At 64.1% G+C, this 12,753-nt stretch carries 13 protein-coding genes; 1 reads left to right on the top strand and 12 read right to left on the bottom strand.

Annotated elements, in window-relative coordinates:
• Window positions 1-309: 309 nt before the first annotated feature.
• The 7 genes from FA85_RS17790 to FA85_RS17760 form a co-directional block, all read right to left on the bottom strand.
• Window positions 310-1,497, bottom strand: coding sequence for an MFS transporter (locus FA85_RS17790; protein WP_051943756.1), 1,188 nt, complete (start codon window positions 1,495-1,497; stop codon window positions 310-312).
• Window positions 1,498-1,547: 50 nt separating this feature from the next.
• A complete protein-coding gene (locus FA85_RS17785; protein ID WP_036114301.1) occupies window positions 1,548-1,877 on the bottom strand; it encodes a hypothetical protein in 330 nt (109 codons plus the stop codon).
• A 1-nt stretch (window position 1,878) separates the two neighbouring features.
• Window positions 1,879-2,442 carry an isochorismatase family protein gene (locus tag FA85_RS17780; protein ID WP_036114304.1) on the bottom strand — a complete coding sequence of 188 codons (564 nt, stop codon included), beginning with the start codon at window positions 2,440-2,442 and terminating at the stop codon, window positions 1,879-1,881.
• Complete coding sequence (locus FA85_RS17775; RefSeq protein ID WP_036114307.1) at window positions 2,442-2,894, bottom strand: MarR family winged helix-turn-helix transcriptional regulator; 453 nt, start codon at window positions 2,892-2,894, stop codon at window positions 2,442-2,444. The genes FA85_RS17780 and FA85_RS17775 overlap by 1 nt, the downstream gene beginning before the upstream one ends.
• A gap of 188 nt (window positions 2,895-3,082) precedes the next feature.
• On the bottom strand, window positions 3,083-4,312 hold the full coding sequence (locus tag FA85_RS17770; protein WP_051943757.1) for a glycoside hydrolase family 64 protein: 1,230 nt from the start codon (window positions 4,310-4,312) through the stop codon (window positions 3,083-3,085).
• Window positions 4,313-4,475: 163 nt separating this feature from the next.
• Window positions 4,476-5,279: an alpha/beta fold hydrolase gene (locus tag FA85_RS21200; RefSeq protein WP_051943758.1), complete on the bottom strand. Its 804-nt coding sequence runs from the start codon at window positions 5,277-5,279 to the stop codon at window positions 4,476-4,478.
• A gap of 150 nt (window positions 5,280-5,429) precedes the next feature.
• Entirely contained in the window at window positions 5,430-6,134 is a 705-nt protein-coding gene (locus FA85_RS17760; RefSeq protein ID WP_036114310.1) for an SDR family NAD(P)-dependent oxidoreductase, read from the bottom strand.
• 142 nt (window positions 6,135-6,276) lie between these two features.
• On the opposite strand from FA85_RS17760, the gene FA85_RS17755 reads away from it, so the two are divergent.
• Window positions 6,277-7,194: a LysR family transcriptional regulator gene (locus FA85_RS17755; RefSeq protein WP_036114312.1), complete on the top strand. Its 918-nt coding sequence runs from the start codon at window positions 6,277-6,279 to the stop codon at window positions 7,192-7,194.
• Here the strand turns inward: FA85_RS17755 and mmsB are convergent.
• Genes mmsB through FA85_RS17730 form a run of 5 tightly spaced genes read right to left on the bottom strand, consistent with a single transcriptional unit; the run spans window position 7,136 to window position 12,693 of the window.
• Window positions 7,136-8,059 carry a 3-hydroxyisobutyrate dehydrogenase gene (mmsB, locus tag FA85_RS17750; protein WP_051943760.1) on the bottom strand — a complete coding sequence of 308 codons (924 nt, stop codon included), beginning with the start codon at window positions 8,057-8,059 and terminating at the stop codon, window positions 7,136-7,138. The two genes, FA85_RS17755 and mmsB, sit on opposite strands and share 59 nt — an antisense overlap.
• Window positions 8,056-9,201, bottom strand: coding sequence for an enoyl-CoA hydratase/isomerase family protein (locus tag FA85_RS17745; RefSeq protein ID WP_036114315.1), 1,146 nt, complete (start codon window positions 9,199-9,201; stop codon window positions 8,056-8,058). Before FA85_RS17745 ends, mmsB begins: the two co-directional genes overlap by 4 nt.
• The gene (locus FA85_RS17740) at window positions 9,198-9,995 is read right to left on the bottom strand and encodes an enoyl-CoA hydratase (protein ID WP_036114317.1); all 798 of its coding nucleotides are present in this window, start codon (window positions 9,993-9,995) and stop codon (window positions 9,198-9,200) included. Before FA85_RS17740 ends, FA85_RS17745 begins: the two co-directional genes overlap by 4 nt.
• Window positions 9,992-11,167 carry an acyl-CoA dehydrogenase family protein gene (locus FA85_RS17735; protein ID WP_051944264.1) on the bottom strand — a complete coding sequence of 392 codons (1,176 nt, stop codon included), beginning with the start codon at window positions 11,165-11,167 and terminating at the stop codon, window positions 9,992-9,994. The genes FA85_RS17740 and FA85_RS17735 overlap by 4 nt, the downstream gene beginning before the upstream one ends.
• Before the next feature lie 11 nt (window positions 11,168-11,178).
• The gene (locus FA85_RS17730) at window positions 11,179-12,693 is read right to left on the bottom strand and encodes a CoA-acylating methylmalonate-semialdehyde dehydrogenase (protein WP_036117893.1); all 1,515 of its coding nucleotides are present in this window, start codon (window positions 12,691-12,693) and stop codon (window positions 11,179-11,181) included.
• Window positions 12,694-12,753 lie beyond the last annotated feature (60 nt).

Genomic DNA, 12,753 nt, shown 5'->3' with positions numbered 1-12,753 from the left:
GCAGAGCATACGTAACGTATATGGATCATATACGAAGCATTTATGCCGTGCAAAAGCCACGCGGGGCCGACGATCAACCCCCGGAAAAGTGAAAGGCGCCAGCGCATCGTGCGCCGGCGCCTCTCGGTCCACACAGGGGGAAGTGGACGCCTCCAGCATGCTGCGACGGATGTGGGCCAACTGTGACGCAGCGCACCAACGTGGCCTGCTGCCGGAAATGCGTGGGTAGAAATGAGAAAAGGCGACCGGGATCACGCCGTATGGAGGACGTGTGACGCAGTAAGGCGCTGACCGATTGAGTTGAGATATTTAACCAGACCTGCGAAAGCTGGCTTCATGGTGCGCGTCAGACAGCATCGTATAAATCCCGACGCCAGCGGCCATCAGCCCCGAAGCCGCCCCCACGCCCAGCGCCCAGCGCGGCCCCATATGATTGGCCACCCATCCGACCATAGGTGCCCCGATCGGTGTCCCGCCCAGCGCGATACCCAGACGCAGCGCCATGACCCTGCCCCGCATCGCGGCGGCGGTAGTCAGTTGCATGAGGCTGTTGGTCGTATTGGTGAAAGTCAGGGCGGCCACACCGATGACGACAAGGGCCGCGGCGAAAAACCAGTAGCCCGGCGCCACTGCGGCCAGTGCGCAGCCCAGACCGAAGACCGCCGAACCGACCAGCAACGACGCAAAGCGCGGCTTGTCGCGCCCGGCCGCCAGCAAGGCGCCGGCCAGCGTGCCGACAGCCATGATCGACGACAGAAGCCCATAACCCCGCGCGTCGGTATGGAACACTCCGACGGCCATCGTCGAAATAAAGATCGGGAAGTTCATACCGAACGTTCCAATGAGGAACAGCATGACCAGAATCGCCTTGAGATCGGGTCTGCCCCACACGTAACGCAGCCCATCGGTAAGACTGCCCTTGGTGCGTACGGCACGCGTCCTCGCGTGCAAGCCATCCACGTGAAGGAAAAACAACGACCCCAGCACCGCGAAGAAGCTGATGCCATTGAGCAGGAACGCCCAGCCGCTACCGACCCATGCAATCACCAGACCCGCGACGGCGGGCCCGATCACGCGCGCCGCATTGAATGAGGTCGAGTTCAGCGCCACAGCATTCGGCAAGTCGTCATCACCCACGAGGTCGGCCACGAAGGTCTGGCGTACCGGGGCATCGAAAGCCGAGGCACAGCCGGAGGCGAAAGCGAACAAATACACGTGCCACAGTTGCACGACGCCGAGCACGGTCATCAGCCCGAGTGCCAGGGCGAGCAGACCCATCGTCGCCTGTGTCGCCATCAACAGGGTACGGCGGTCGTAGTGATCGGCGGCGAAACCCGTCCACGGCAACAGGAGCAACTGCGGTCCGAACTGCAGCGCCATGACGGTACCGACCGCTGCGGCGTCATGGTGAGTGAGTTGCGCGAGAACCAGCCAGTCCTGGGCGGTGCGCTGCATCCACGTTCCAATGTTCGACACCAGCGCACCGGCCGCCCACATGCGGTAGTTAGGGCTTTTCAGTGAACGAAAAACACGTGTTATCGCGGCACTCACGAGCGCTCAGGCACACGGCCACCGTGAAACTGCCCGAAGTGCCGGGCCGAGTGCAGGCTCATGACGAGCACGCCAAGACCGAGAACCACGACATCTACCGTCTTCTTCATGTCGATGTCGCCGGTACGGCAGACCAGCACGTAGCCGATCACCAGATTGGCAATACCCCACACCACGTTCACCGTCGAAGAAGACAGCCCCTTGCCCGGCGGCTTGGCGAACGGACTCTGGAACGACTCACCCATCACGCCGCCGACAAAATGCGGCACGGCATTGGACAGAAATGCACCCCCGAAAAACAACGAAACCAGATGCTGCCAGGGCATGTCAGACACTCCTCGTATCGAGTAGATCGATGATTTCCTTCGTCGCTCCCGTCTCGCCCAGCCGTGGGAAAACGTGATTGATGCTGTATTCGTGTGCTTCGGCCCGTGCATCCGTCATCGCGTCGATCGCCAGGGTGACGTTGAAGCCTTGCTCGTAGGCCTGCCGCGCCGTGGATTCGACCCCGGTCCCCGTCGCCACGCCGGCCACGACTATCTGGGTCACACCGCGCACTCGTAATGTGCTTTCGAGGTGAGTGCTGGCGAAAGCACCCCAGGTTCGCTTCGTCACGACGATATCGCCGGGTTGCTGATCCAGCTCCGGAATGAGATCGGTCCAGCCAGGCGGCCTCGTCGTCATGCGAGGTGGGCGTTCCGTACGCCCGGGCGCGGCACCTGCCACGTTCACCAGCACCACAGGCAAGGCTCGCTGGCGGAATGCCGCGAGCAGCGCGCGTGCGCGTTCAATGACATCCTCGATGGGATGGGCCAGCACGGAGCCGACAATGCCCTTTTGCAGGTCGACGACGATCAGCGCCGTCTGCGGATCAAGCTTCGTAAGCGCCATCAGAAGTCCGCCAGCCGCTGCAACAGTGTCACGGCGGCCGCCAATTCGCGACGTTCCTGTGGCGACAGCTGCGCCTCAAGCGCGCGAAACAGCCAGTCTTCCTTGGCGGCTCTGACCTCGGTGACTTTCTTGCGAAACCCCGCCGTCAGCTCGATAAGCGTTTGCCGCCCATCGGTCGGATCCGGCGTGCCCGTCACGGCTTTCATCGTTTCCAGCGTGCCCACGGTCACCCGCATGGACTGCGGGCGCACGCTTTCGGCCCGGGCCAGAGCGGACACCGTGGCCGGGCCGTCGCGCTCAAGGCGGAGCAGCACCGATTTCTGGGCGGCCGTCAGGTCGTGTGCCTGGGTTTGCTCACGTACCCGGCGGATGAGCTTGCCAAGCGTGATGCGCAGGTCACCGGCGAGGGCCACGGAGGGGGCGGTATCGGGAGTGGACGAGGGTTTGGCCATGCACCCACGGTAGCATGCGTACAGGTTATATGTACAGTCTAACTGTATATAAGCCAACAACTCAGGTAGTGGCTTGGCTCGGGTAGGAGCCAAACCTGTTGGCGATGGCAGGTCGCGGCAAGCACCCTGTCGCCAGCAGGGCTGGCTCCTACCCGAGCCAGGCCGCGATCAGCGTGTTAGCAAACTGCTTACCAGCCCACGCCCAACGTAATCTGCGTCGGCGCAGCGGTATTCACCGTCGAGCTCTGCTCCTGCGCGTCGTCATAAGCGAACCCGTACGCCAGCCGATCAATGGAATGGTCGTGCCAGAACCTGGCGTAATAGTTGGCCGGCGCCGCCTGATACCATGCAGTCGGGTCGCTCCACTTGCTTACGTCGGAAATGACGTGCCGATTGAACGCGGCGGAGATCTGCGTTTCCAGCGCTTTCTCGGCGTCGTTGCCCTGCGCAAGGCTACCCTTGGCCTCCAGGACATCCTGCGTCGTCGGCTTCTGGACCAGATACTGACCACCGACATACGCACCGTTGCCAAGGTCGACCTCGTTGAAAACCAGCGTGGTTCCCTGCACTTGCCCGCTGAAGCGACGCGCGCCGCCCCACAGATCGATCACGAGCGGCCGCGTGCTGTAGTCCGCCCACGCCTGGTCGATGTAGCTGTCGAAGTAATGCTCGTTGGGCTGCCCCGTGTCGAATGTCGACTTTCCGGGCGCCAGGATGCGCGTGCCGCTGTCCGCCTCGGAGACGAACTCCGGCGGGACTTCGGCCTTGAAAGCCGCGTAAATCGAAGCACGCGACTGCTCGATGCCGACGCGCTTCTGAAATCCACCTTCACCGGTGACGTTCAGCGTGAGCGGAAAACCGAACTGGTCGACCTGCGTGGTGTTGATCCAGAGACCGCTGTCGTTATAGGTGAACTCGTACCAGTCCAGTTTGACGTCGTTGTTCGCGTCGGTCGGGTTCTGTGGATTGGGACCGGCGAAACCCGTCAGGCCATCCGCCGCGACAAGAATCTTCAGATAGACCGGCTCACCGACCGACACGTAGATGCGGCCTGACGACATTTTTGGCAGCTTCAGGTTCTGCGCCTGAGCCAGGGTGAAGCCATGATTCGGATAGTTCTGTCCATTCTTGCTCAAATGGCCGTCCGCATCGTTGTCGCCCACCGAGGCCGCCACAAGCTGGCCGTCGGCGGATACCCAGGAAAGATTTCCCGTGACGGGATCCTTGCCCAGGATCGTCACGTAGACCTGATCATCGGCAAAGGCACCGGCCGTGTTGTTCTGCACGATTGTCGGCACGTCGGCGTAAGCCGGAAGCGCTGCACATACACCCGCCGCCAGCGTGGCCAGTGGAAGGACCAAAGCCAGCATACGGCGGCGGCCGGCGGAACGAGCGGTTTGAATATTCGTTGTCACCATGAAGCATCTCCTTGCGTTAACGAAACGAGAGCATGCGCATGGCAGGCAGGAATGTCTGCCTTATTTCGGATAAGCGGACCGCATGACCGGCGCAATGGCCCGTACTGTGACGGGACTTCACTCCCATTCGTGCGACCGCCGTTAACGTGGCGTCGGCGACATGTTAGTCGCGCAGAAACTCACGCAAAAAGGCATTGAAGCGCTCGGGATATTCGACAGGCGGAAAATGTCCGCACTTCGGAACGACATGCAGAACGGCATCGCATGCCTGATCGCACATGAGCTGACCCGCGGCAAACGGTGCACTCGCGTCGTCTTCTCCCACGATCACCATCAATGGGATAGCCGTCTCGGCGAATCGTGCCGCCAGCCGGTCTTTGAGGTCGAGCGTCGCAACGAGATCCCATAGCGAAGCGTGAAAGCTCGGGTCTTGTCTATGCAGCAGCTTCCGGAACCGGTCGGACACTTCGGGATGTTGTGCACGAAACGCTTCGGGGAACCATCGCGCCAGATGCGCCTCTGCCATGATCGCCATGCCGCCGTCACGCGTAGCGCGCGCACGATCACGCAGCATCTGCCTGACCGTCTCGGGGAACGTGCAGGATGTGGCAACGAGTGTCAGGCTCCGGACCATCGATGGCTGCTCGATCGCCAGGGCCTGAGCGACCATGCCACCGAACGAGATGCCGACGACATGGGCGGATGCGATATCCAGCGAGGCTAACGTCTCCGCCACCTGCGTCGCGATGGCCTCGAATGTCGGCGCGCTGTCGGGAGCGCCGGACAGACCGTGACCCGGAAGGTCGAGCGCTACGACATCTCGATCGCCCGCGAACTCCGCGAACTGCGCATCCCAGATACCGAGATCGAGCCCCAGTGCGTGAAGAAACACGATCGGCGACGCACCCGGTGGCCCTGAGCGCACGACGTGGATGGCATCTGGAGCGCGTGCGGACAAATCATTCACGAATGAATACCCTTCAGTCGATATCAGCTCCCGCCCCCGCAGGAGAACGCCGAGCATACGGATGCAAATGCTCGCGCGAAAGGAGGTTCGCAAGGGCATCTAACGCTAGAGCGGGATACCTTGACCGGAGCGTCGCGCTGCTTCGCCCGCTCACCAGGGCACGACACGCCCCAGATAGTCGAGGTAATGCAGCCCCTGGCGCCCCGCATACGTCGTCATGGTGTCGACCAGGTTCGGAATGCTCTCCTGAATGGTCAGACGCGCCTCAGGGCCGCCCATGTCGGTGCGAACCCAGCCCGGCGCCATGAGCAAGAGCGTGCGCGGGTCGTCCTTGTGACGTGCGGCGAAGCTGCGCATGAACATGTTGAGTGCGGCCTTGCTGCCTCGGTAAACCTCGTGATTGCCGTTGGTGTTGTTGGTGAGGCTGCCCTGCCCTGACGACATGACGCCGATCGTCCCGTCGACCGTCACAAGATCCTGCAGGGACTCGATCACGCGCATGGGACTGAGCGCATTGGTGACCATCACGCGGATGAACTCGTCGGTGGACACGTCGGCTATCGTCTCCGCGTCATCGTTGGTCACCCCCGCGTTGACGAAAAGCACGTCCACCGTCCGCGATGACAGTCGGGCCTTGAGGGCGGCGACATCCTCGACCACGGTCATATCGAGGACCTCGACTTCAAGTGCGCCGTCGGACGACGCTGCCAGTTCACGCAGCTTTCCGGTTGAGCTGGCCCGCCCCGTAGCGATGACGTGCCAGCCACGCCCAAGGTATTCCTCGACCATCGCGAATCCGAGGCCGCGCGACGCGCCAATCAGGAGAATGGTTTTCTGTGAGGACGGTGCTTGCATGAGCTACTCCGGTTACGAGGGGCCCGCACTCCGGGCCGGTCCTCCCAACGTAGCGACGACGCAACCGGGGCGGAAGACGCGCGACCGTCAGTCCATACCTGCACCAAACGCCTTATCTGATCCGATCGCGATACGATGGGTCATGGACGAACCCGACCTCAACCTCCTCGTTGCCCTTGACGCCCTGCTGGCCGAAGCGAGCGTCGCGGGCGCGTCACGGCGCCTGGGGCTCAGCGCGTCGGCCATGAGTCGCACGCTGACGCGCTTGCGCGCCGCCACACAGGACGAACTGCTGGTCCGGGCCGGGAGGCGTATGGTGCTGACGCCGCACGCCGAAGCTCTGCGCGAACGCGCCCACGGCCTGCTCCAGGACACGCGAAGCGTTCTCCGCCCGGCGGTCACCGAAGACGGGATCGCCTCCCTCCGGCGCACGTTTACGATCCGCGCCAACGATGGATTTGTCGAGGTGTTTGCGGCCGAACTCATCGGCGCGGCCAGCCGCGCAGCGCCTGGCGTCCGCTTGCGTTTCGCCCCGAAAGCGGAGAAGTCCGCGGTGCCGCTCCGCGAAGGACTGGCCGATCTCGAGATCGGCGTCCTCGGCGGCATGGGACCCGAAGTCCGCGTGCAGGCGTTGTTTCGCGACCGTTTCGTCGGTGTGATCCGGCGCGGCCATCCGCTGGCCGATGTCGATCCGATGACGCCCGAGTCGTACGTGGCGTACGGCCACGTTGTCGCCTCACGTGCAGGCCGCAGCGAGGGTCCGGTCGATGCCGCCCTGACCGCAAAGGGTCTTCAGCGCGACGTCGTTTCGGTCGTGCCGAGCTTTCAGGCGGCTCTGGCGGTGACGCTGGCATCCGACCTGATCGGGCTGGTTCCGGCCTCGTTTCTTGCCAGCCCGCCCGATACCGTGCGCGTCTTCGACCTGCCGGTCGAAACGCCGGCCATCACGGTGTCGCAGATGTGGCATCCAAGGCTGGAGAACGAGGCTGGACATCGCTGGCTCAGACAACTGGTGCGCGAGGCTTGCCAGGATCGTCTTGCGCAGCTGACATCAGCCTGATCACGCTGGAGAAATCCAGCTCCCCATTCCCCGCCTTACTATTCAACGCATAAAGATTGCGCGCCAGCTCCCCGAGTGGAATCGAGGCCCCCACACCGACCGCCGCCTCGGTGACCAGCCCGAGATCCTTCAACATCAGATCGTTGCCGAAGCCACCGGTGTAGCCACGCGATGCCGGCGCGTTCGGCAGCACACCCGGCCACGGATTGCACACCTCCGTAGCCCAGCTGCGCCCCGTGCTCACCGCCATCATCTGCGACAGCACGCCCGCGTCGAGACCGTGCGCGACGCCCAGGGCCAGCGCTTCGCCGGTGACGGCCATGATGACGCCGAGCGCCATGTTGTTGCACAGCTTGGCCACCTGTCCCGCACCGCTAGCGCCGACATGAAAAATATTCTTCCCCATCGCTTCCAATACGGGCCGTGCAATATCCAGCACCGCCGCGTCGCCTCCCACGATGAACGTCAACGTTCCCGCCGCTGCACCCGCGGTGCCGCCAGAAACAGGCGCGTCAAGCATCGCGAGGCCGCGACCAGTGGCGGCTTGTGCAACTTTTTTCGCCGATGCCGGTGCGATCGTGCTGCAATCGACGACGAGTGCACCATCGGGAATGGCGGCCAGCAGCCCCGCGTCACCCAGGTAAAGCGCTTCCACATGTCGGCTGGCGGGAAGCATCGAGATGACGATCTCAGCGTCGCTCACCGCATCGGCAGCGCTCGCCGACGCGGAGGCTCCTGCGGCAACCGCCGTATCGACCGCCGACTGAACGAGGTCGAAGACCCGCAGGGCATGCCCTGCCTTGAGCAGATTCGCGGCCATCGGGCCACCCATGTTGCCCAGCCCGATAAAAGCGATGCGACTCATGCGTACGACTCCGGTTGACTGCCCAGATCGGCAAGCGGATGCGCTTCCGCGCTGAACGGTGCATTGAAGAAAGATTCGGCCCAGCTCGATGTCGCCTCGGCCAGCGTTGCCGGGTTCCAGCGCGGTTGGCGGTCCTTGTCGATCAGCAGCGCACGGATGCCCTCCGCAAAATCGCCGTGTGCGGCGCAATGCAGCGACACGATGTATTCGAGGCGAAAGGTATCGGCGAGAGAAAGCGTCGACGCGCGGCGCTGCAGCTCGAAGCCGAGCCGCGCGGAGCCAGGCGCACCGCCAAGCGGCGCCGTCCTTGCGTTCTGCAGCCAGGTATCGTCATCCTGGATCGCATCGATGGCGCCAACGATATCGTCGAGCCGCTCGTTGCCGCAGACCTCGCGGATCAGACCCGCGTGCCCTTGCAGCGGACCGGGTGACACCGGCTGCTCGATGGAGCGTAGAAGCGCGGTCAGCGTGTCGTGGTTGGCGCTCGCCGAGCTCGACCAGTTCGCGTTGGACAGCGCGTTCATGACCTCCGGATGCGCATTCTCGGGAATGAAGTGGTCGGCGAGACCCGCATGGATGGCATCGCCCGCGCCGAGCGGCGCGCCGGTGAGGGCCAGGAACATGCCGCCGCGATCGGGCACACGCGACAACAGCCAGCTGCCTCCCACGTCCGGATAGAGTCCCACGGTAATTTCCGGGAAGGCGAGCTTCGACCGCTCGGTGACCACACGGTGGCTTGCTCCCGCCATCAGTCCGATGCCGCCACCCATGACGATGCCGTGCCCCCAGCAGAGGATCGGTTTGGCATAGGTGTGGATGCGATAGTCCAGCCGGTACTCGGTCGAAAAGAACTCACTGGCATACGCGTTGCGCGTGATCTCACCGCCGCCTGCTTCCCGGTAGTCGACCATGCTTCGATACAAGCCATGCAAGTCGCCGCCCGCGCAAAGGGCCTTCTCGCCGGCTCCCTGCAGGACGACCACCGCGATCGCGTCGTCGTCGGCCCATGCGCGAAGCTGGGCATCCAGCAGGCTCGCCATCGTCAGTGAGAGCCCGTTGAGGGTCTTCGGCGCATGGAGTGTCGCGATGCCGATACGTCGGCCATCCCGCCCGTCGCGCTCTTCGAACAGCACGTCGCTCATGCGTTCTTCCACTCGGCCGGGCGCTTCTCGAGAAAGGCGTGTACGCCCTCCGTCTGATCGGCGCTGTCGAACAGGTCGACGAAGGCTTCGCGCTCGGCGACGAGCGCGGCGGCGTGCGTCTGAGTGCGCGTCGCCTGCACCAGGCGCTTGCAGGCCGTCACGCTGGTGGGGCTCTGCTTCGCGGCACGCGCTGCCCATGCGAGCGCGGTATTCAACCCTTCGCCTCGGGGAACCACGTCTTCCACCAGCCCGATGCGCAAGGCCGTCGCGGCGTCGACTCGCTCGCCGAGCAGGATCATCCGCTTCGCCCAGCCCTCGCCGACCAGGCGCGGCAGGTTCTGCGTACCGCCGGCACACGGCAGCAGTCCCACACCCGCTTCCGGCAAGGCCATCTGCGCGTGTTCCTCGGCGATGCGAAGGTCGCATGCGAGTGCACATTCGAGGCCGCCACCCATCGCATAGCCGTTGATGGCCGCGATGCTCACGCCACGGAACGCCGACAACGCCTCGAAGGCCTCACCGAACCGACGGGCGGCTTCACGCGCCAGCGCGCGGTCGCCATCCGCGAACTGCTTGAGATCGGCGCCGGCCGAGAAGAATTTCTCCCCCTCGCCCGTCACCACCAGGGCGTAGACATCACGATCCGCATTCAGCGCCGCGACGAGATCGCGAAGCGCGGAAAGGCTACGTACCGTCCAGGTGTTGGCTGGCGGGTTGATCAGCGTCACGATGGCCGTGTGGCCTTCGAACGCCAGCCTGAGCCCCGTCCAGTCGGTGTCCTTGTAACCGGTCATCGCAACTCCTCTTCAGTGTTGAGCAAGTGGCGCGCCACGATCACGCGCATGATTTCGTTGGTGCCTTCCAGTATCTGATGCACACGGCTGTCGCGCAGCAACCGTTCGATCGGGTACTCGCGAATATAGCCATAGCCGCCATGGAGCTGCAGGGCGTCGTTGCAGATGTTGAATCCCGCATCGGTGGCGAAGCGCTTGGCCATGGCGCACCACACCGTGGCGTCGTGACTGCGTGCGTCGAGCTTGCGCGCCGCCGTGTGCACCATCTGTCGAGCGGCGACCAGCTGGGTCGCCATATCGGCCAGCTTGAACTGCAAGGCCTGGAACTCGCCCAGCTTGCGCCCGAACTGCCGCCGCTCACCGAGATAACGCCGCGCGGCGTCCAGGGCGCCCTGTGCGGCACCGAGTGAACAGGCGCTGATGTTGATCCGCCCACCGTCCAGACCCTTCATGGCAATCCGAAACCCTTCACCCTCTTCGCCCAGAAGGTTCGACGCCGGCACACGAACGCCGTCGAACGTGATGCCCCGCGTGGGCTGACTGTTCCAGCCGAGCTTGTCCTCCTTACGCCCATACGTAATGCCTTCGGCGTCGGCGGGTACGGCGAATGGACTGATACCACGCGCACCCTCGCCCCCCGTGCGGGCCATGACCACGAGCATGTCGGTGGCACCGGCTCCCGAGATGAAGGCCTTGCTGCCGTGGAGCACGTATGCGTCACCATCACGCACGGCGCGCGTCTGCAGAGACGCCGCATCGGAACCGGCGCCCGGCTCGGTCAGGCAGTACGACGCAAGCTTCGCCCCGCTGCACAGCGTCGGACCCCATTCGGCACGCAACGAAGAACGTGCATGCGTCGCCAGCATCCACGTCGCCATGTTGTGGATACTGATGAACGCCGCGGTGGATGGATCGGCGGCGGCGAGTTCTTCAAACACAATCGCCGCATCCAGCCGGGTCAGCCCGCTGCCGCCGGCCGCTTCGTCGACATACAGGCCGCAGAAACCCAGTTCGCCCGCCTTGCCGATGGCCTCACGCGGAAAGATGCTCTCGGCGTCCCAGTGCGCCGCACGCGGCGCCAGTTCGGATGCCGCGAAATCGCGCGCCGCCTCGCGAAATGCCATCTGCTCGTCGCTGAAGCCGAAACCTTGCCCCATCACAGGAATATCCATGACGGCCGCCATCACTTGAGGCTGATCGTCGTATTGACGCCGTGGCCACGCGTGTCATCGTCGAACCAGCGCGACGTGATCGTCTTGGTCTGCGTGTAGAACATGACCGCCTGCTTGCCGTAAGGGCCCAGGTCGCCGAGTTTGGACGCACGCGATCCCGTGAACGAGAACAGCGGCACCGGCACCGGGATCGGTACGTTGATACCGACCTGCCCCACATCGATGTCTTCCTGAAAGCGACGGGCAGCCGCACCGCTCTGCGTAAACACGGCCGTACCGTTTCCGTTGGGATTGGCGTTGACCAGGTCGATCGCTTCGTCCAGCGTGTCGACCGTGAGGACGACCAGCACGGGCCCGAAGATCTCTTCGTCGTAGATACGCATGCCAGGCTTCACGCCCGAGAAAATCGTCGGCCCGACGAAGTTGCCTTCGTCGTAACCCGGCACGCGAAAGCCGCGACCGTCGAGCTCCAGTGTCGCCCCCTGCGCTACCCCGGCGTCGATCAGGCTCTCCACGCGCTCACGCGCTGCGGATGAGATCAGTGGACCGACATCGGTGCCCGCTTCGATGCCTGCGTTCACCCTCAGCGCCTGCGCTCTGGCGACGATGTCGGGAATCCACTCCCGCGCGTTACCGACCAGCACCGCCGTCGATGCCGCCATGCAACGCTGCCCGGCCGCACCGAAGGCGGCACCGACCATGGCATTGAGCGTCTGCTCCTTGTTGGCGTCGGGCAGAACGACAGCGTGATTTTTCGCTCCCATCATGCACTGCACGCGCTTACCGGCTTGCGATGCACGGTGATAAACGTGCGTACCGACCTTCGTCGATCCGACGAAAGACACCGCCTTGATGTCGACGTGATCGCAGATGGCGTTGACCACCTCCTCGCCCCCGTGCACGACGTTGAGCACGCCTCTGGGAATGCCCGCCTCCTGCGCCAGCTCGACCAGCCGCATGGTGACCATCGGGTCCTGCTCCGACGGCTTCAGCACGAAGGTGTTTCCCGTGGCGATGGCCATCGGAAACATCCAAAGGGGGATCATCGCCGGAAAGTTAAACGGCGTGATGCCGGCGCAGACACCCAGCGGCTGCAGCAGTGTGTACGTGTCCACGCCACCGGCCACGTTGTTGGCCAGCTCGCCGAGTTGCAGATTGCCGATGGCCGCCGCGTGCTCCACCACCTCGAGGCCACGGAACACGTCGCCTTCCGCGTCCGGCAGTGTCTTGCCCTGTTCCGCCGTGAGGATCGCCGCCAGCTCCGCCATGTGTTCGCGGATCAGCTGCTGGTATCTGAGGAAGATGCGGGCCCGCGTCCCGATGGGCGTCTTGCGCCAGGTGGCGAACGCGCGCCGGGCGGCGGCGACGGCCGCATCCACCTCCCGGGACGTGGCGAAGGGCACACGTGCCAGCACGACCTGCGTCGCCGGGTTGATCACATCGCGCCATTGTGTGGTCGCGGACTCGACGAACTCGCCGTCGATCAGCAGTTTGACGGTCGCGACGTCGGTCGCGGCACGATTCATCTCGTTCATGATGCCTGTCTCCATATCGCTCACCCGCGAAACCGGGCGTGCGTGAGCGAG

It is taken from the genome of Luteibacter mycovicinus (assembly GCF_000745235.1).
Taxonomy (GTDB): Bacteria; Pseudomonadota; Gammaproteobacteria; order Xanthomonadales; family Rhodanobacteraceae; genus Luteibacter; species Luteibacter mycovicinus.
Note: the sequence above shows the minus strand (reverse complement) of the source record. Positions and strands in the feature narration are given on the sequence as shown.

Bases quoted from the DNA above. Each gene is read 5' to 3' on its own strand.
- FA85_RS17760 (WP_036114310.1), bottom strand. From the start codon at position 6,134: ATGCAAGCACCGTCCTCACAGAAAACCATTCTCCTGATTGGCGCGTCG.
- FA85_RS17770 (WP_051943757.1), bottom strand. From the start codon at position 4,312: ATGGTGACAACGAATATTCAAACCGCTCGTTCCGCCGGCCGCCGCCGT.
- FA85_RS17780 (WP_036114304.1), bottom strand. From the start codon at position 2,442: ATGGCGCTTACGAAGCTTGATCCGCAGACGGCGCTGATCGTCGTCGAC.
- FA85_RS17790 (WP_051943756.1), bottom strand. From the start codon at position 1,497: ATGTGGGCGGCCGGTGCGCTGGTGTCGAACATTGGAACGTGGATGCAG.
- FA85_RS17740 (WP_036114317.1), bottom strand. From the start codon at position 9,995: ATGACCGGTTACAAGGACACCGACTGGACGGGGCTCAGGCTGGCGTTC.
- FA85_RS17745 (WP_036114315.1), bottom strand. From the start codon at position 9,201: ATGAGCGACGTGCTGTTCGAAGAGCGCGACGGGCGGGATGGCCGACGT.
- FA85_RS17730 (WP_036117893.1), bottom strand. From the start codon at position 12,693: ATGAATCGTGCCGCGACCGACGTCGCGACCGTCAAACTGCTGATCGAC.
- mmsB (WP_051943760.1), bottom strand. From the start codon at position 8,059: ATGAGTCGCATCGCTTTTATCGGGCTGGGCAACATGGGTGGCCCGATG.
- FA85_RS17785 (WP_036114301.1), bottom strand. From the start codon at position 1,877: ATGCCCTGGCAGCATCTGGTTTCGTTGTTTTTCGGGGGTGCATTTCTG.
- FA85_RS17775 (WP_036114307.1), bottom strand. From the start codon at position 2,894: ATGGCCAAACCCTCGTCCACTCCCGATACCGCCCCCTCCGTGGCCCTC.
- FA85_RS17735 (WP_051944264.1), bottom strand. From the start codon at position 11,167: ATGGATATTCCTGTGATGGGGCAAGGTTTCGGCTTCAGCGACGAGCAG.
- FA85_RS17755 (WP_036114312.1), top strand. From the start codon at position 6,277: ATGGACGAACCCGACCTCAACCTCCTCGTTGCCCTTGACGCCCTGCTG.